The 17114-nt window shown below is 54.7% G+C and carries 15 protein-coding genes; 9 read left to right on the top strand and 6 right to left on the bottom strand.

Annotated elements, in window-relative coordinates; translation table 11 throughout:
- Positions 1-4: 4 nt before the first annotated feature.
- On the top strand, positions 5-433 hold the full coding sequence (locus P8S54_RS07485; RefSeq protein ID WP_281443891.1) for a universal stress protein: 429 nt from the start codon (positions 5-7) through the stop codon (positions 431-433).
- Between the two features lie 72 nt (positions 434-505).
- Here the strand turns inward: P8S54_RS07485 and soxZ are convergent, their stop codons facing one another.
- The 4 genes from soxZ to P8S54_RS07465 form a co-directional block, all read right to left on the bottom strand.
- Positions 506-1324 carry a thiosulfate oxidation carrier complex protein SoxZ gene (gene soxZ / locus P8S54_RS07480; protein WP_281443890.1) on the bottom strand — a complete coding sequence of 273 codons (819 nt, stop codon included), beginning with the start codon at positions 1322-1324 and terminating at the stop codon, positions 506-508.
- 27 nt (positions 1325-1351) lie between these two features.
- Positions 1352-2398 carry a YeeE/YedE family protein gene (locus tag P8S54_RS07475; RefSeq protein ID WP_281443889.1) on the bottom strand — a complete coding sequence of 349 codons (1047 nt, stop codon included), beginning with the start codon at positions 2396-2398 and terminating at the stop codon, positions 1352-1354.
- Positions 2399-2490: 92 nt separating this feature from the next.
- Positions 2491-3801, bottom strand: a complete 1311-nt coding sequence (locus P8S54_RS07470; protein ID WP_281443888.1) for an NAD(P)/FAD-dependent oxidoreductase — start codon at positions 3799-3801, stop codon at positions 2491-2493.
- Positions 3798-4142, bottom strand: a complete 345-nt coding sequence (locus P8S54_RS07465) for a c-type cytochrome (protein ID WP_009096009.1) — start codon at positions 4140-4142, stop codon at positions 3798-3800. The genes P8S54_RS07470 and P8S54_RS07465 overlap by 4 nt, the downstream gene beginning before the upstream one ends.
- Before the next feature lie 285 nt (positions 4143-4427).
- On the opposite strand from P8S54_RS07465, the gene P8S54_RS07460 reads away from it, so the two are divergent.
- The 5 genes from P8S54_RS07460 to P8S54_RS07440 all read left to right on the top strand — a co-directional run bounded on the left by P8S54_RS07460 (position 4428) and on the right by P8S54_RS07440 (position 10717).
- Positions 4428-5264: a DUF2189 domain-containing protein gene (locus tag P8S54_RS07460; RefSeq protein ID WP_281443887.1), complete on the top strand. Its 837-nt coding sequence runs from the start codon at positions 4428-4430 to the stop codon at positions 5262-5264.
- Positions 5265-5428: 164 nt separating this feature from the next.
- Complete coding sequence (locus tag P8S54_RS07455) at positions 5429-5968, top strand: molybdopterin-dependent oxidoreductase (protein ID WP_281443886.1); 540 nt, start codon at positions 5429-5431, stop codon at positions 5966-5968.
- Positions 5958-8204 (top strand): ATP-binding protein, encoded by a 2247-nt coding sequence (locus P8S54_RS07450; protein WP_281443885.1) that lies wholly within the window; start codon positions 5958-5960, stop codon positions 8202-8204. The genes P8S54_RS07455 and P8S54_RS07450 overlap by 11 nt, the downstream gene beginning before the upstream one ends.
- Positions 8182-9345, top strand: a complete 1164-nt coding sequence (gene nosP / locus P8S54_RS07445; RefSeq protein ID WP_281443884.1) for a nitric oxide-sensing protein NosP — start codon at positions 8182-8184, stop codon at positions 9343-9345. The genes P8S54_RS07450 and nosP overlap by 23 nt, the downstream gene beginning before the upstream one ends.
- The gene (locus P8S54_RS07440) at positions 9317-10717 is read left to right on the top strand and encodes a hybrid sensor histidine kinase/response regulator (RefSeq protein ID WP_281443883.1); all 1401 of its coding nucleotides are present in this window, start codon (positions 9317-9319) and stop codon (positions 10715-10717) included. Before nosP ends, P8S54_RS07440 begins: the two co-directional genes overlap by 29 nt.
- A 5-nt stretch (positions 10718-10722) precedes the next feature.
- On the opposite strand, the gene P8S54_RS07435 is transcribed toward P8S54_RS07440, so the two are convergent.
- On the bottom strand, positions 10723-11397 hold the full coding sequence (locus tag P8S54_RS07435) for a response regulator transcription factor (RefSeq protein ID WP_281443882.1): 675 nt from the start codon (positions 11395-11397) through the stop codon (positions 10723-10725).
- Between the two features lie 117 nt (positions 11398-11514).
- On the opposite strand from P8S54_RS07435, the gene P8S54_RS07430 reads away from it, so the two are divergent.
- The 3 genes from P8S54_RS07430 (at position 11515) to P8S54_RS07420 (ending at position 14998) form a co-directional block, all read left to right on the top strand.
- Positions 11515-13035: an aldehyde dehydrogenase family protein gene (locus P8S54_RS07430; RefSeq protein WP_009096022.1), complete on the top strand. Its 1521-nt coding sequence runs from the start codon at positions 11515-11517 to the stop codon at positions 13033-13035.
- 140 nt (positions 13036-13175) lie between these two features.
- Positions 13176-14204 carry an alcohol dehydrogenase AdhP gene (gene adhP, locus P8S54_RS07425; protein ID WP_281443881.1) on the top strand — a complete coding sequence of 343 codons (1029 nt, stop codon included), beginning with the start codon at positions 13176-13178 and terminating at the stop codon, positions 14202-14204.
- A 179-nt stretch (positions 14205-14383) separates the two neighbouring features.
- Complete coding sequence (locus P8S54_RS07420) at positions 14384-14998, top strand: methyltransferase domain-containing protein (RefSeq protein WP_281443880.1); 615 nt, start codon at positions 14384-14386, stop codon at positions 14996-14998.
- A 45-nt stretch (positions 14999-15043) separates the two neighbouring features.
- Here P8S54_RS07420 and betT read toward each other — a convergent pair whose 3' ends face one another.
- The gene (gene betT / locus P8S54_RS07415) at positions 15044-17092 is read right to left on the bottom strand and encodes a choline BCCT transporter BetT (RefSeq protein WP_281443879.1); all 2049 of its coding nucleotides are present in this window, start codon (positions 17090-17092) and stop codon (positions 15044-15046) included.
- Positions 17093-17114 lie beyond the last annotated feature (22 nt).

Raw genomic sequence — 17114 nt, 5'->3', positions numbered from 1 at the left:
CACCATGTATCAAAAGATATTATTGCCGGTTGATCTGAATGAGCCAGCGTCATGGCAGAAAGCACTGCCTACCGCGATCACACTTTGCCAGACCTTCGGTGCTTCGTTGCACTTAGTAACCGTGCTGCCAGAAATTAAGATGCCCATGGTGGGCGCTTATTTTCCTAAAAACTTCTCTCAAAAAGCCCACGAGGCTATTAAAGAAGCCCAGCACACGTTTATCAAAGAGAACGTACCTGAAGACGTTAAAGTGCAAAGCGTGATTGTAGATGGTTCGCCCTGGGAGGCCATTATTAAAGTGGGCAGGAAAATTGATGCCGACCTCATTGTGATGGCTTCGCATAACAAGCGGAAGTTTGTCGATTATGTACTTGGCCCTAATGCCGAGCACGTAGTACACCACTCTAAGATATCGGTAATGATCGTACGCTAAGCGGTCACTAGCAACACCAACAGCGCCAGGCTTTAAGCCTGGCGCTGTTGGTTTATGCAGCGTGCTTTTGTGTTAGCTGACCGATAACTCACTGGTGTGCTGGGCCTTTTCACCTTGGTCATCTTGCCACTCAAATACCAGTTCTCCACTCTGTTGCGGCGTCAAATGAAAACGCAAATAGGGGTTAGCCGAAATTGATTGATGAAGCTGAGCCTCGAACGCGACCTCATCTCCCAGGCGCACGGTAAAGTGCTCAATTATGTGACGTGGTAAAGGCTCACCGTCACTGCCTTCCCTTAACCCGGTTTCCATTGGGTGGTTAATTAGCGTGCGGACTTCCAGGGCGTCGCCTGCAGCGACTTGTTGGTTAACGCTGACGCGAGGATTCGACAGCGGTTCAGGCTGGCTATCTTCGCCGCGCATTAGGCAGCCGCTAACGGTGATGCGTACTTCCTGAGAAACCGCGAAGGTTTGCCCTTGGTAGGTGTTGGCAACAGCCACCACGTACTGGGTTTCATTAAGGCGCACGCGAGTGGAAATCTCAGGGTAACGGCTTAACTCGCCAAGCCGAAACGTGGCGATTTCGGGCTGAGGGTTGCCGGTGGCAAACAGGTGAATATCGGTTAAATAGTCGTTATCCGCTAATTCACCGTCGAACTTGATACCTAAGGGGACGGCTGAACCATCCTCTGAGACATGAGGCAAATCAAGCGTCAGGCCTTGGGTGATTGGCGTTTCGCCATTTAGAAGGTGCTGGACAGCATCCAGCTGTTGCCAAGCCTCATTGGCCCAAGAGAAGGGCGACAGCAAGACTAACCCTACGCCCGCCATGCCGTGTTGCAGAACTTTTCGACGAGATAGCGCTGATTTTATGCACCATGAACGAGACATACGCCTCTCCTAGATAACGGGATGTAGTCAATGTAGCGAACGGTGGTTGTTAGCCATGTGGGAGAGTGCCAACGGGCCTTTAACCCCCAGGTAGGCCCCAAGCAAAATGCACAGCAGTGCGATAAGGCTGGGTAGGGCGAGCGTCGACATACCGGTAATCCCTTGGCCTATTGAGCAGCCCAGTGCCAGGACTCCGCCAACCCCCATCATCATTGCTCCCACCATACTGCGCGCCATTTGGCCTGGCCCTTGGAAACCCTGCCAGTGAAAGTCGCGTCGGATCAGTGCCGTGATAAGTGCACCGAGAATAATACCCCCTACCACCGCGACGCCAAAACTGAGTCGAGTACCTGTTGAAAGCATTACATACTGCAATGAGGCACCGATAGGCGCCACAAACGTCAGGCTTGCTAAGCGTACCGGCTCAAAGTCATCAAAGCCGAGCACGCCCGTTGCGTACCAACCTGCTGGCACTAAAGACCCAACGATAAGGCCACTGACCCAGTCCCGGGGCGAGGCGCGAAAGTGTACGTTAGAAAATGCCCAGGCAGCGATAGGTAAACCCAGCAGAGAGGCAACGGCCCACCCAGGCAGCGCAACCAGTCCGGCAATGTCCTGGGTGGTCAGTGGAATTGAGGTGGCTTGTTCAAGATAGATGCGTCCAGGCGCCAGCACGCCGGAAAGGGCCATATAGGCCCCAATGCCAAGGCACATCACCACGACCACACTGCGCAGGTTGCCGCTACCCAGTAAAACCAGCGAGCGGGCGCCGCACCCGTTAGCTAACGCCATACCGTAGCCAAACAGCAAGCCGCCTAGCGGAAGGGCAAGCCAGGAAAATGATGGCGTAATGTAAAGCGAGTTCGACAGTGAAAAGTAACCCAGAGCGGCAAGCCATTGGGTTCCCAGTAGTGCTGTGGCCATAGCAAGCACAAAGGCGCGGAGTTTGCGAGAGTCGCCCTTTGCACTATTGGCGACTCCACGCAGTAAACAGAAGCCGCTGGCCTGCCCCACGGCGCCAAACAGCAGGCCTATTACCACGCCTGCCCACAGGGTCAGCGCAATATGACTCATGTGAGTCTCCTTTTATGGCAAGGGGGGGCTAGTTATAAAACGGGCCGCCGTTCAGGCAGCCCGTGAGTACAATGTGTTTAACGTGTTAGTGCCTATACCTGCGTGCCCCAGGTATCTTGGCAGATGGCATTGTACCAGCCCACCGCATAATCAGCTTCTAACGCCCGAACAGTGTCCGACGCATCGGCAGGGCTAATGCCTCCCGCGCCATCGACTTCAGCAATGACCCCGTCGGTGACTTTATAGACACCCGCAACAGAGATCCCGTAACTAGGGCCGACCAAGCTATAGCAAGTGTTAGCCCAGTAAGCGGTTGGCGCTGGCTGATGTTCGAGTGAGGAAGCAATGGCGGCGGCTACTACTTTCGCTTGGGCGTTGGCGCAGAAGCCTGATTTTGGCATCGGCGCGGCGACCGTGGCGTCGCCCACCACGTAAATGTCGTCCACCTGCTGTGATTCAAACGTCTCGGGTTTGACGGGCACCCACCCAGAGCTATCGGTTACGCCAGCACGGTCTGCGATCCAACCGGCTTTCTGGGGAGGTATGACGTTGAGTACATCGGCGCGGTGGCGCGTACCAAACTCGGTTTCAACTTCTAAATTATCCGCATCGACCCGGGTAACGCGGCCATCGTTGGAAAGGCCCACCCACTCTATACGGTCGCCATAAAGACGCTCCCACCCTGCAGTGAACAAGCCTTGCTTAGAGAAATTATCCTTGGCGTCTAAAATTAATACCTTAGAGTTAGGTTTATGCTCTTTGAAATAGTGTGCCACCATCCCCGCGCGCTCGTAAGGCCCGGGTGGGCAGCGGTAAGGATTGCCTGGTGCCACCATAATAAAGGTGCCGCCATCTTCCATGGCTTCAAGCTGCTGCTTTAGTAAGGTCGTTTGATGGCCTGCTTTCCAAGCGTGGGGCGCCTTCTCTGCGGCAGCTTCATCGTAGCCCTCTAATGCGTCCCAGCGCATATCAACACCTGGTGACAGCACTAATCGGTCGTAGTGCAAGGTATCACCGGTGGATAAGCGAACCTCATGTGCTTCGGCATTAATGTCTTCGGCTAATGCATGCACAACGTCTACGCCGTAACGTTGGCGCAGCTCATCATAGTTGTGAGCAATAGAGCGCATATCCCTCAAACCGCCTAGGAAAAGGTTACTAAAGGGGCAGGTGTAAAATACGTCTGCTGGCTCAACAAGCGTGACTTTGATAGCTGGGTTGGCCCGCTTGAGGTATTTAGCGGCCGTTGCCCCGCCAAAACCACCTCCCACTACAACAACGTGCCCTGCATGCTGCCCCCCAATTGCAAACGTTGGAAGAGCACCCATCAAGGGAAGCGCTGAAGCGCCACCTAACCCTTTTAATAACTGGCGACGGCTAAGACGGTTCCAAGGCTGGCTCATGGTGTCAGCTCCTCTTTTGCAGGTAAGTGAGAGAAGTAGTCGGCCAAGGTAGCCAATTCCTCATCGGTATAACCCTTAGCAATGCGGTTCATAATAGTGGCGCCGGAATCTTCCTCATGCTTGAACGCCAGAAGGCGTGCTTCTAACTGATCTGCAGAGCGGCCTGCCAGTGAAGGCACTACCCCCTCCATGCGCCCCTCAGTCCCATGGCAATTCGCGCAGCTACCCGCAAGCACCTCTCGCTGCAATGCCTCGCTATCTAGCCCCGTTTCCGCAACGGCGGAATTTAACGCTCCTATCGCTACCGCAAGAGCAAAACCAGCACGTAGGCGCATGCCCATGGAAGTACTCCTTAACTGTTTGTAATAGCGGTATACCTTAAATCAGCGCTATTAAAATAAAAAAGAATATTTAATGATTTTTTTATTCTTTTTTAGATGTTTAGGAAGCGCTAACGCATCGATTAAATTGGCGGAAACTGCCCTGTGGTGGATTTTTTGTACTTGCTGATGACCTAGGCTCTCAGTATTGCTGTGTTCAACTACATTAAAAAGACGTTAAGCCATTAAGTTGGGATTAATGGGACAGGCAAGAATGCAGCTCTGGTACATCACAGGAGTTATGCCATGAATGCGACAACTACAAAAACACAAGACCACGCAGATATGCCAAAGACTAACGAGATACCCCTGGTTAAAATTACCATCAATAAAGTAGGGATGGATCGCCCCCGCGCCTGGTTAACCTCAGGCCTTGAAGACTTCCGGCGTGCCACCGCCGTTAGTTTGTCCTATGGCATGTTTTGGGTGGGCTTGAGTATAGCCATCACGTTTGGAGCATTCACACTGGGATACTGGTATTGGCTACTGCCAATGATTGCAGGTTTTATGTTTGTGGGTCCTTTGGTCGCAGTGGGCTCATATGGTATCAGTCGAGCGCTAGAGCAGGGCAGAGTGCCTAACTTGGGTGATGCGTTTGGCAGTTGGAAACCTCATGCTGGGCAGCTAGCGATGATGGGCGTCATGATGATGATCTTCTTTCTCGCCTGGATTCGTTTGGCTACGCTGCTATTCGCACTGTTTTTTGGTTTTGAAGTGCCTAGCCCTGAAACACTTTACACAGCGCTGCTAACCACCCCTGAAGGGATTGGTATGTTGGCGGTTGGAACGGCAGCAGGCGGTATTCTAGCCTTTGGTGCCTTTGCCATTAGCGTAGTTGCGATTCCCACTCTCATGGATCAAGACCTGACCTTTATGGAAGGTATCGAGGCGAGTGTGCGCTGCGTTGCGCGTAATTTCCGCCCTATGCTGCTATGGGCCGCTATTCTGACTGGCTGTGTGCTGGTGGGGGTAATGACGTTTTATATCGGCTTGGCGCTCATACTTCCGGTGCTAGGCCATGCCAGCTGGCACGCCTATGAGGAGCTAGTGCGCTTTGAAACAGTCGAAAAAATTGAAACCTAACCACTTTGGTATCCAATAGTCTGGCGGCTTAACGACGAAAAACGCGTAAATAGCCTGACCTACGAAAAGAGATGGCGTAACCTCTATGCTGTCTCTTTTTTTATTGCTCGCGATGGGTAGCCTGGGTATATCAGGCTATGCCCTAAGCGCTTCGATACGAGGTAATGGCTGTGAAAGCGTTGTTGTTGGGGTCGATTATGCTGGCGTTCAGCATTCCTCAAATGGGGCAAGCTGAAACGCAGTCCGCATTAGCGCTGCCTGATGGGCCGGTGATGCTGAAAGTAAAGGGCGACATTGCGCGCACGAATATAAGCGCGGGTACAGGTGATAACGGTGAAGAGGCGCATTTTGATAGGGAAATGCTGCAGTCATTGCCACAGCATGCGTTTGAAACGGGCACTCCCTGGACTGAAGGTACTAGCCACTATAGCGGGCCATTAATGCGTACGTTGCTGGAGCACTTGGGTGCCGAGGGTGAAAGCGTGCATGTATTGGCGCTTAACGGTTACGAAGCAGACATTCCGCTCCGCGATTTCTACGACTACGACGTTATCCTGACCCTCGAACGCGATCAAAAAGCCATTCCTATCCGTGAATATGGCCCGCTGTGGGTGTTGTATCCCTTTGATCAGGATGAGGAGCTGCTGAGCGAGAAAATACGTTTTAGAGCCGTCTGGCAGGTAATGCAGATTAATGTCCATTAGCGGCCCTATTGCCAATACGCCCCGCCTACTGCGCTATCCACGTCGCTTTAAGGTCGTCGCGATGATTACCGTGCTGCTGTTTGCGGGAGCACTGGTGGTTGCAGCACTGGCTGCCTGGCGGCAAGATCACCTGACCCAAAGCCTAAGGGAAGATACAGCCTGGGTCGTGTATAAGCTGGACCGCGATGCAGTTCAGCTGCTTAATCACCTGCTAGCTGCCACCCGTGGGCCCATATCGCCAGCTGAGCAGGATGCGCTCAACTTACGCTTTGAACTGCTTTATAGCCGCATCACCCTGTTAAATGAGGGTGAGGTTAACTCGTTATTGCAAAATGTCAGGATGGCAAACGAGCTGCTTGACCAAATCCAGCAGCAGTTAGATACGCTGGACCCGATGCTTGAACCTCACGACACGCTTGCCCAGCTACCGATTACCAACCTGGAGACAGAGCTACAGGCGCTCACTCGGCTGACTGAACGCTTTGTGATCGCCATCAATGGCTACCTGGCAGAATCCGCAACGGAAGAGCGTGCGCTGCTCAGCACGCTATATAAAGCCTTGATGACACTGCTCATTGGAATGAGCTTAGCCGTGCTGCTGGTGATTGGGTTTCTAGTGCGTGAAATGCGTGAGAGCGCCGCCGCACGGCGTGAACAGGAGCAGTTAAGCCGCCAGTTGGAAGTTACCGCCAAACAGGCCCAAGCAGCCAACCATGCAAAGTCTGATTTTCTAGCGATGGTCAGCCATGAGATTCGCACCCCGCTCAACGGCGTCATCGGCATGAGCGAGCTACTGCGCGAACCGGCAAGCGCTGCCCAGGTTGAAGACTACGCTAGCACTATTCACGACAGCGCCAACCAACTGTTGGCGATGATTAATGAAATACTCGATTTCTCTAAGATAGAAGCGGGTCACCTAACCCTTGAAACCTCTCCCACGGCGGTAAAACCGCTGGTGGATAGCGTGATGGCGCTATTTGGACCTCGCGCCCAAGCCAAGGGGCTTCAACTTGTGCTCGACATTGACCCCTTGGTACCCGCCTGGGTCATGATCGATGCAGGCAGGTTAAGACAAATTTTGCTGAACCTGATTGCCAATGCGATCAAGTTTACTGACCACGGTAAGGTGACGCTGCGGCTTTATGCCACCGTTAACTATCTCTCGTTTGAGGTCAGCGATACCGGCTGTGGTTTGAGTCAAGAGCAACAGGCGCTGCTGTTTGAACCTTTTCAGCAGGCAGATGAAACCGTGGCTCGCCGCTTTGGTGGCACCGGACTGGGGCTTGCCATTTGCAAGCGCTTAAGTGAAGCCATGCAGGGGCGCTTAAGCGTGACCAGTGCGCCGGGCCAGGGGAGTACTTTCTACTGCGACCTCCCTTTAGTGGAGGCCAGCCCGGTCAGCTCTCCGCTACCTTCTGAGCCCACGCGGGACTTTACCGGCACGTCGTTACTGCTGGTCGAAGATAACGCCGTGAACCGCAAAGTCGCTACTGGGTTGTTATCGCGTTTGGGCTGCGATGTGGTGTGCGCGGAAAATGGCCAGGATGCGCTGGAAATGATTAAGAGCCAGCAAGTGCATCTTATTTTTATGGATATTCAGTTGCCGGATATGGATGGCCTTACCGTTACCCGTAAACTGCGAGCGGTGGGCGGTTGGCTTGCCCAGGTGCCCATTGTGGCAATGACCGCAGGTGGCGTTGAAGATGATCGATCCCGTTGCCTGTCAGCAGGCATGAATGACTACATCACCAAGCCGCTTTCACTGTTATCGTTGAGCAACGTTTTATCTCTGCAGCTATTCCCCTCGTCGCAGCGGCTGCCCCCGCTTGCCGCCTTCGCTACGCCCAGTGAGGGGCAAACAGTGCTTAATAGCGCAACGCTAAGTATGCTGCTGGGCTCTTTAGGGCAGGAGAGCCTTGCCCAGCTAATAATGCTCTACCATCAACAAGTAGACGACTACGCTGCTCAGCTTGGTGCGTACCTTTCTAGCCCCGGCGCACTCTCTATCGCTCAGGCTCATCAAGTGGAGCGCTTAGCCCATCAGCTCAAGGGCGAATCGCTAAGCGTTGGCGCAGAGCAATTGGCGGCCCAAGCGAAGCGGCTGGAGGCATTAATGGCCCTTGAGACGCGTTCTCCCTGCCAAGTAGACGAAGCCTTTAGCGCATTACGCCACAGCGTGGCGCGTACCCATACAGCCTTGGAGAAATGGCGCCGTGACAGCTTCTCTAAAGCATAACGGACTATTAACCGCCGCCAGCAATCATCCCAAGCCAGACCAGGCAGCCAGGGAGCTGGCCCAAGCGCTATGCCACGAACAGCTTGGCTTTGTACTGTTTTTTTGCAGCGCAGAGTACCCGCTAGATGCCTTAGCGGACGCGCTAGGGGAGGCGTTTGGTAATGTGCCAATGAGCGGCTGTACCACTGCCGGTGAGATTACCCCTCAGGGGTATGATCGCGGCTCCATTGTGGCGATAGGGTTTGATCGGCGGGTCTTCGCGGTGGAAACAGCGCTGATTGATGACCTTGAGCATTTTGATCTTCCCCGTGCACAGCCGCTGGTGGATGCTTTATTAGAGCGTTGCCGTCAGCAGGCCTTGGCGCCGATCAATGAACACAGCTTTGCGCTTACCCTGCTCGATGGATTGTCCAGCCGTGAAGAGCAGGTGCTGGCAACGCTGGATGCAGCGTTGGGGCGTATTCCCAGTTTTGGTGGCTCGGCAGGGGATGACAACCACCTAACGCACACCCATGTGTATGCTGATGGGCGATTTCACACCCGTGCTGCGGTGGTGGTCATGCTCAATACCCGACTACCGTTTGAGGTGTTTTCGAGCCATCACCTCGTACCCCTTGCTCATAAGCTAGTGGTTACGAATGCTGACCGCGAGCAGCGTCGCGTATTAGAGCTTAATGGGCTGCCCGCCGCTGAGGTATATGCAGCCTTGGTGGGCTGCCGTGTTGATGCCCTAACCCCCCACATATTTGCCCAGCATCCCCTTGCCGTTCACCTTGGCGGTCAGCACTATATCCGCTCTATTCAGCGGGTTAACGATGACAGCAGCCTGAGCTTTTACTGCGCGGTTGAGAACGGCATTGTGCTCACTGCAATGCGGCCAGCCCCTCTGCTAGAAGACCTAAATGCGATGCTACTAGGCGTGCGTAAGCGCCTAGGCGATAACGCCACCATTATCGGCTGCGACTGTTTTTTGCGCCGCATGGCGCTGGAGTCACTGCAGCAAATTGACCCAGCATCGGCGCTGCTGCGACAGGCACGGGTCGTAGGGTTTAATACCTACGGTGAGCAGCATCACGGTATGCACGTTAATCAAACCTTTACGGGGGTGGCGTTTGGCGCTTTTCCAACTAGCGGCGGATAACGACAAAACAGCTGATAACGCTGCACTACGCGAAGAAAACAGGCGCCTGCGCAAGGTCTGCCAAGCGCTGATGGAGCGGGTAGAGTCGGGCGGTAGCCCTAACGGCGCGCCGTATGCGGCGTTTGAGCGCTCGGTACTGTTGGCTGAGCAAGTGCGTGAGCGCACCGATGCGCTGCATCGCACGTTGGATGAGCTTAGCCAAGTGAATGTCCGGCTGTTGGCCGCGAATGCCGAAGCGGAAGCTGCCAACCTTTCAAAAACCAAATTTTTAGCCGCCGTAAGCCATGATTTATTACAGCCCTTAAATGCCGCTCGATTATTTGCCAGCGCTTTGGAAACCCATGCGTTGCCGGACGCCTCCCAAGCCCTAGTGGGGAATATCGGTCGCTCGCTTAAGGATGTGGAGGGGCTACTTGGCACGCTGGTGGATATTTCCCGCCTGGATGCGGGAGTATTGCATGCTGATAAAGCGCCCTTTGCGGTTAGCACGCTGCTGGATGCGCTTGCAGAGGAGTATAAGCAGGTGGCGGCGGTACGTGGGCTTACCCTGCACTATGTGCCCTCCAGCGCGTTGGTAACGTCTGACTTAGCGCTATTAGCACGCGTAGTGCGTAACTTTCTGAGCAATGCTGTGCGCTACACCGAACATGGCCACCTGCTGCTAGGCTGTCGCCGGCGCAAGGATGGTCTGGAAATTGTCGTAGGTGATACGGGCCCGGGCATTCCCGAGCCTCAGCGCCAGGCGATTTTTCTTGAATTTCGCCGCGCTACCCAACCCAATGGGCAGCATAGTCGTGGGCTTGGGTTGGGCCTAGCGATTGTGGACCGTATCAGCACGATGCTGGAACACCCGGTGACACTTACCTCAAAGCTTTCGTGCGGGTCGCTGTTTTCCATTCTAGTGCCTTACGCGCCTAATGATGCTGGAAACAGTACTTCTGGAAATAGCGCTGAACGAAAAGCCTGGGAGCCGTTACGCAGCGCCTGGGAGCATGACCCGCTGCAGGGCTGTGTCGTGTGGGTCATTGACGATGACCCAGCCATTATTGAAGGCATGCAGGCATTGTTAGGTAGTTGGGGATGTCGGGTGCGGGCAGCTGCAACGGTAAGCGCCCTAGAAGCGGCGAGCGACGGTGAATGCCCAGCGGTACTGCTAGTGGATTACCACTTGGGGGAGCACCGTGAAAACGGGATCGATCTAGCCTCTCGTTTGCGGCGGCGTTATCCAGGCCTTGCGGCGGTTGTGATAACCGCCAACCACGAAGCCGCAGTAAAGCGTGCCACCCGGGAAGCGGGTATGCACTGCCTGCTGAAACCGCTTAAGCCGCTGCGCTTAAAGATGTTGCTGGGCACGCTACTCGATAGCCATTAACAGGCTTATCGCTGGGCGAAGGCGCCAGCACCCTCATCGCTGGCAATCACGATGGCGTGAACTCGGCTTGTCGCACCAAGTTTGCGTAAAATCGCCGACACATGGGTTTTGACCGTGGTTTCGGCAATCGATAGCTCCCGAGCGATCTGTTTGTTAGACATCCCCTGGGCCATGCAGCGCAGCACGTCCCGCTGTTTGCCGGTTAAGCGCGCTAGCCGCGTTTGCCTCTCTTCTGACTTGGCTTCTAAGCCGGGCGAGCGCGGCACGTTTGGCGGCGGCGGGCGGCGCATAACATCAGCGGGCAGGTAGAGCTGGCCCTGGAGTATTTGGGTTAACGCCGCCAGCAACTGCTCTCTGGGTGTGGACTTCGGAATATAGCCCACTGCACCCAGCGCAATGGCGTCCAGTACCAGCTGGCGCTCCTGGTGCGCAGAAACAATCGCAACGGGTAGCCATGGGCAGGTGGCTCGCAGGGTTTTTAATCCCGCCAAGCCTTCGGTATCGGGCAGGCTCAAATCCAGCAGCAGCAAATCCAGCCCCTCATGAGCCTCAATGCACTCCATCGCCGCTGCCAGGCTGTCGGCTTCTAGCAGTTGGGTATCGGTTAATCCAGCGCCCACTACCGCCTGTAGCGCATCGCGGAACAGCGGGTGGTCATCTGCCACTAATAGCGAGTACATGGCGTCTCCTACCAAGGGATGAGGGTGCGTCCTGCCATCGGGCTATATCGAGAATGGCCTGTGTGTTCAACACTGGGTAGGCACCTTTTAATAATCATAATACTCAGGAGCTTTACGATGATCTACGCCAACCCAGGTGATGCCGGTTCCGTTGTGTCGTTTGAAAAACGATACGGAAACTATATTGGCGGTGAGTTTGTTCCTCCCGTCAACGGCCAATACTTCGATAATATTAGCCCCGTTAATGGCCAAGTGTTTTGCGAAATTCCCCGCTCTAGCGCTGAAGATATTGAAAAAGCGCTGGATGCAGCCCACAAAGCAGCGCCTGCCTGGGGTAAAACCTCCGTTCAAGAGCGCAGTAATACGCTACTCAAAATTGCCGACCGGCTAGAGCAAAACCTGGAAATGCTCGCCGTGGCGGAAACCTGGGACAACGGTAAAGCAGTGCGAGAAACGCTGAATGCCGATATTCCCCTCGCCATTGACCACTTCCGCTATTTTGCGGGCTGCCTACGCTCCCAGGAAGGTACCGCCGCAGATATTGATGCTAACACCGTGGCTTACCACTTCCATGAACCGCTGGGTGTCGTGGGACAAATTATCCCCTGGAACTTCCCGATTTTAATGGCCGCCTGGAAGCTTGGCCCCGCGCTTGCTGCCGGTAACTGCGTCATACTGAAGCCAGCTGAGCAAACACCCGCGTCCATTTTGAAAGTGATGGAAGTCATCGGCGACCTGCTGCCGCCAGGGGTGTTGAACATTGTTAACGGCTTTGGCGCTGAGGCAGGGCAAGCGCTGGCTACCAGTAAGCGGATTGCCAAAATTGCCTTTACGGGGTCAACCCCCGTTGGTTCGCATATTCTTAAATGCGCCGCAGAAAATATTATTCCCTCTACCGTCGAACTAGGCGGCAAATCACCCAATATCTACTTCGCTGACATTATGAACGCCGAGCCGACGTTTATTGATAAAGCGGTAGAAGGACTGGTGTTAGCGTTCTTCAATCAGGGGGAGGTGTGTACGTGCCCCTCACGCGCGCTTATTCAGGAGAGCATGTACGACGAGTTTATGGCCAAGGTCATTGAGCGCACCAAAACCATTAAACGCGGCAACCCGCTAGATACCGATGTGCAGGTGGGCGCTCAGGCCTCCCAAGAGCAGTTCGACAAAATCATGTCCTACATGGATATCGCCCGTGATGAGGGTGCGGAGTTCCTCTCCGGTGGCGATAAAGAGACCCTGGATGACAGCATCAACGGTGGCTACTACATTCAGCCTACGCTGCTGAAGGGCAACAATCAGATGCGTGTTTTCCAAGAGGAGATCTTTGGCCCGGTCGTCGCGGTCACTACCTTCAAAGACGAAGAGGAAGCGCTGGCCATCGCGAATGACACCGAGTTTGGCTTGGGCGCAGGCGTTTGGAGCCGTGATATCAACGTCGCCTTCCGCATGGGCCGGGGTATTCAAGCGGGCCGCGTGTGGACCAACTGCTACCACCAGTACCCTGCCCACGCCGCCTTCGGCGGCTACAAGAAATCCGGCGTTGGCCGTGAAACCCACAAAATGGCACTTGAGCACTACCAGCAAACTAAAAACCTGCTGGTAAGTTACGACATCAACCCATTGGGTTTCTTCTAACCCGTCGTTTTTTTCGATTCTGTTTAGCTAACCACGCCGCCTGACACTAGTCGGGCGGTAGTGTCAGTTCCCCTGACGCTGACTCTTCCGATAAGAGCAGTCACCAAACTGCCGTATCGAAAACCATAAGGAGTGGCATCATGGATAGCACAATGCGCGCAGCGGTCGTTCGAGAGTTTGGCCAACCATTGGTAATAGAAGAAGTAGACGTACCTCGTCCCAAACAGGGCGAAGTGTTGATGAAGGTAGCGGCCTCTGGGGTTTGCCATACGGATTTACACGCCGCCCATGGAGATTGGCCGGTGAAACCCTCACCGCCATTTATTCCCGGCCATGAGGGAGTAGGACACGTGGTGGCCGTAGGTAGCGGCGTTAGTCACGTTAAAGAAGGTGATCGTATCGGTGTGCCCTGGCTTTATTCGGCCTGTGGCTTCTGCGAACACTGTTTAGGCGGCTGGGAAACCCTATGTGAATCTCAGCAAAATACCGGCTACAGCGTTAATGGCGGTTTCGCAGACTACACGCTTGCGGATGCCGGTTACGTCGGCCGGCTGCCTGATGCTGTGGGGTTTGTGGAACTAGCGCCAGTGCTCTGCGCAGGCGTTACTGTCTACAAAGGGCTTAAAATGACCGATACCCGGCCCGGCCAGTGGGTGGTGATTTCCGGAATCGGTGGCCTTGGCCACATGGCGGTGCAGTACGCCAAAGCCATGGGGCTTAATGTTGCTGCTGTCGATATCGACGACGGCAAACTGGCCCTGGCCGAACGTTTAGGTGCCACGGTAACCGTCAACGCCATGAAAACCGACCCTGTGGCCTACCTGAAGAAAACCATTGGTGGCGCTCATGGGGCGCTGGTCACTGCGGTGTCGCCAAAGGCATTCGACCAAGCACAGAATATGCTACGTCGAGGCGGCACCTTGGTGCTCAATGGCTTGCCGCCGGGCGATTTCCCGCTGCCAATCTTCAGCACGGTGCTCAACGGTATTACCATTCGCGGCTCTATCGTAGGCACTCGAAGTGATCTGCAGGAAGCGCTCGATTTCGCCGCAGAGGGTAAGGTCAAGGCAACGGTGGCAACCGATACGCTGGACAATATTAATGACGTCTTCCAACGTATGATTGAGGGCAAGATAGAAGGCCGTATCGTGCTGGATATGGCTGGCTAAAACTTGCTTGTTGTTCTAAACGCTACACGCTAACCCCGCTCAGGCCCCATGCCTGAGCGGGGTTAGCGTTTCCTCTATTTGATGGCTGTTTGCTACACCACTCCCTTATTGCGCATTATCGCTACAAGGCCGTGATGGTTTGCTGCATCATGACGCTTTTATCTACGGCAAGGCGGATCATGAGCGATATCGAAGCACCGGATTTACACCAGCAGCGGCTTCTTCACGTAGTGGAGCGGCTGCGCGCCAGCGGTGCTCGGAAAGTACTGGATCTAGGGTGCGGTTCAGGTGGCCTATTGCAGTATCTACTCCACCAGCCCCAGTTTGAGAAACTGGTTGGCCTTGAGTTAAGCGGCGAGCTACTGGCCCAAGCCAAGTTTCGTCTGGAGCAGCTGCCGCAGGCAGGTCACGGGCGCTTAGAGCTGATATGCGGCTCCTACACGGAACATCATCCAGGCCTCATGGGGTTCACAGGCGCGGCCATGGTGGAAACCATTGAGCATATTCCGCCTGAGCGGTTATCCACGGTAGAGCAGGGCGTGTTTGGCGGATTACGTCCCGAATACTTGGTAATGACGACGCCTAACAGTGAATACAACCCGCTGTTTGATTTAGCCGATGGCGAATTTCGTGACCCTGACCACAAGTTCGAATGGTCACGGGATCGCTTTCGTGACTGGGCGCAGGGCGTGGCGCGTCGTAACGGCTATCGTGTGCGTTTTGGTGGGATTGGCGAGTGGCATTCCCACTTAGGGCAGCCCACCCAGCTTGCCGCTTTTGAGCGTCACTCATAAAAAATCCCGGCCGCTTGGCCGGGATTTTTCGCTTACGTCTGCTGCTTACATCTGTGCATCTTCCGGCGGTTCGCCGATGGTGCCGGGCATCGCTTGCACGTGCCCCATCTGCTGGCCTGCCAGGGTGAGGAAGTGCAGGTGGCGCTCATACTCTGCCACTAAGTCTCCAATCACCTGGCCACGGGTGTAGCCATTAAGGTCTTTTTCCTGGCCGCCTTCCGCTAGGTATACATCCAAGCGCACGTAGAAATCATCATCCGCGGGGATGAAGCTTGGGGTGCGCATGCGGTGCGGGCACACTTGATAAACAAAGCTGGTGGAGTCACCGAAATCAACCTGTAACGTCAAGTTGGGCAGCGACTCACCTTCAACGTGCTCTTCGGTCACGTTGGCGGTTTGGCCACGGCTTTCAAGCTCCTGGGCAAACTGTGTCATCGCCGGACGAATAGAGTGCTCAATTGTCGCGGCGGCACCTGCGCGATTCGAGGTGTCCAGCGCGCGATCCAAACGCTCGCGCCAGTCGCCGCCTGGGGCGCCACCAGCAATCATGCGACGGGCGTCGGCTTTTTTGCCCTCAAGTTTCAGCGCTTTGTACATACCTACCATGACAGCGAAAATGACCAGCGAGAAAGGCAGCGCAGTAATGACTACCGCACTTTGCAGCGCGGCAAGCCCGCCTGCCATCAGCAGAGCAATGGTGATTAAGCCAATCACTGCCGACCAGAAAATGCGCAGCTTTACCGGTGCATCGTGGTTTACATCACTCAAAATGGAGGTGAAGTTGGCCAGTACCAGGGCACCGGAATCCGCAGAGGTAATAAAGAACACGATACCCAAAACCGTAACAACAGCGGCAGTAATGCTGACGTAGGGGTAGTACTCAAGCAGGGTATAGAGCGTGGTTTGCGGGGTATTAAGTGCTTGCTCACCCAGCTCGGCAACGCCCTGGTTAGCGACCAGCTCAATACCGCTGTTACCGAATACAGACATCCACACCATCATAAAGGCTAGCGGAATAAACAAGGCGCCTGCGACAAACTCACGAATAGTACGGCCGCGGGAGATACGCGCCAGGAACAGGCCTACAAACGGTGTCCAGGCAATCCACCAGCCCCAGAAGAAGATCGTCCACCACATTTTCCACTCTTGGGCGCCTTCATCAGCAAAGGCGTAGGTATCAAAGCTAGCACCTACAAAGCCTGATAGGTAATCACCGGCGTTATTGACGACTTTATCCAGTAGTACCAGCGTGTCGCCGGAAAAGAGTACGAACAGCATCAGCGCGAGGGCCAGCAACATGTTGAACTCAGATAAACGACGAATACCTTTCTCAACGCCGGTCACTACGGAAATCGTCGCCAATATGACCACCAGCACAATCAAGATTACCTGCACGCTCAGCGTTTCGGGCACGCCAAACATATAGGTGAGGCCATAATTGAGCTGCATAACGCCAATGCCAAGGCTAGTGGCAATACCAAACACGGTAGAAATGACGGCAGTGATATCGACAGCATTACCAATGGGGCCGTGGATACGCTTGCCGAGTATTGGGTAAAGGGCGCTGCGAATAGCCAGCGGCAAGCGGTGACGATAGCTGAAGTAGGCCAGCGCCATACCCATCAACACGTACAGCCCCCAACCGGAGAGCCCCCAGTGCAGATAGGTTTGAACGACGGCATTACGCATTGCAGCTTGGCTTTCTGGGGTTAAATCTGGCGGAGCCAAGTAGTGGGCAACCGGCTCAGCAACGCTGAAAAACAGCAAATCGATACCGATACCTGCGGCAAACAGCATGGCTGACCAAGATAGCAGCGAAAACTCAGGTCGCGAGTGATCAGGCCCGAGACGAATGCTGCCAAACCGCGACATGCCAATGGCAACCACAAACACCAAGTACGCCACAATAGCGAGCATGTAATACCAGCCAAAGGTTTTACTCACCCAGGCCAGCCCAGCATCAAAAAAGGCGCCAGCCTGTTCAGTGAACACCATGGTGAGCACTAAGAAAATAAGGATACCGGCCATGCTGCCGTGGAAAACCACGGGGTTGAGGCGGTCCCGGGAGGGGGTGATGGGATTGTCTTTCGCCATGCAGGCGGACTCCTCTTGTTAG

It is taken from the genome of Halomonas sp. M1 (assembly GCF_029581375.1).
Lineage (GTDB): Bacteria > Pseudomonadota > Gammaproteobacteria > Pseudomonadales > Halomonadaceae > Vreelandella.
The sequence above is the reverse complement of the archived record's forward strand: the minus strand, read 5'-3'. Positions and strand labels throughout refer to the sequence as shown.

Bases quoted from the DNA above. Each gene is read 5' to 3' on its own strand.
- P8S54_RS07470 (WP_281443888.1), bottom strand. From the start codon at position 3,801: ATGAGCCAGCCTTGGAACCGTCTTAGCCGTCGCCAGTTATTAAAAGGG.
- P8S54_RS07435 (WP_281443882.1), bottom strand. From the start codon at position 11,397: ATGTACTCGCTATTAGTGGCAGATGACCACCCGCTGTTCCGCGATGCG.
- P8S54_RS07475 (WP_281443889.1), bottom strand. From the start codon at position 2,398: ATGAGTCATATTGCGCTGACCCTGTGGGCAGGCGTGGTAATAGGCCTG.
- betT (WP_281443879.1), bottom strand. From the start codon at position 17,092: ATGGCGAAAGACAATCCCATCACCCCCTCCCGGGACCGCCTCAACCCC.
- soxZ (WP_281443890.1), bottom strand. From the start codon at position 1,324: ATGTCTCGTTCATGGTGCATAAAATCAGCGCTATCTCGTCGAAAAGTT.
- P8S54_RS07420 (WP_281443880.1), top strand. From the start codon at position 14,384: ATGAGCGATATCGAAGCACCGGATTTACACCAGCAGCGGCTTCTTCAC.
- P8S54_RS07485 (WP_281443891.1), top strand. From the start codon at position 5: ATGTATCAAAAGATATTATTGCCGGTTGATCTGAATGAGCCAGCGTCA.
- P8S54_RS07460 (WP_281443887.1), top strand. From the start codon at position 4,428: ATGAATGCGACAACTACAAAAACACAAGACCACGCAGATATGCCAAAG.
- P8S54_RS07450 (WP_281443885.1), top strand. From the start codon at position 5,958: ATGTCCATTAGCGGCCCTATTGCCAATACGCCCCGCCTACTGCGCTAT.
- adhP (WP_281443881.1), top strand. From the start codon at position 13,176: ATGGATAGCACAATGCGCGCAGCGGTCGTTCGAGAGTTTGGCCAACCA.
- P8S54_RS07430 (WP_009096022.1), top strand. From the start codon at position 11,515: ATGATCTACGCCAACCCAGGTGATGCCGGTTCCGTTGTGTCGTTTGAA.
- P8S54_RS07465 (WP_009096009.1), bottom strand. From the start codon at position 4,142: ATGGGCATGCGCCTACGTGCTGGTTTTGCTCTTGCGGTAGCGATAGGA.
- P8S54_RS07455 (WP_281443886.1), top strand. From the start codon at position 5,429: ATGGCTGTGAAAGCGTTGTTGTTGGGGTCGATTATGCTGGCGTTCAGC.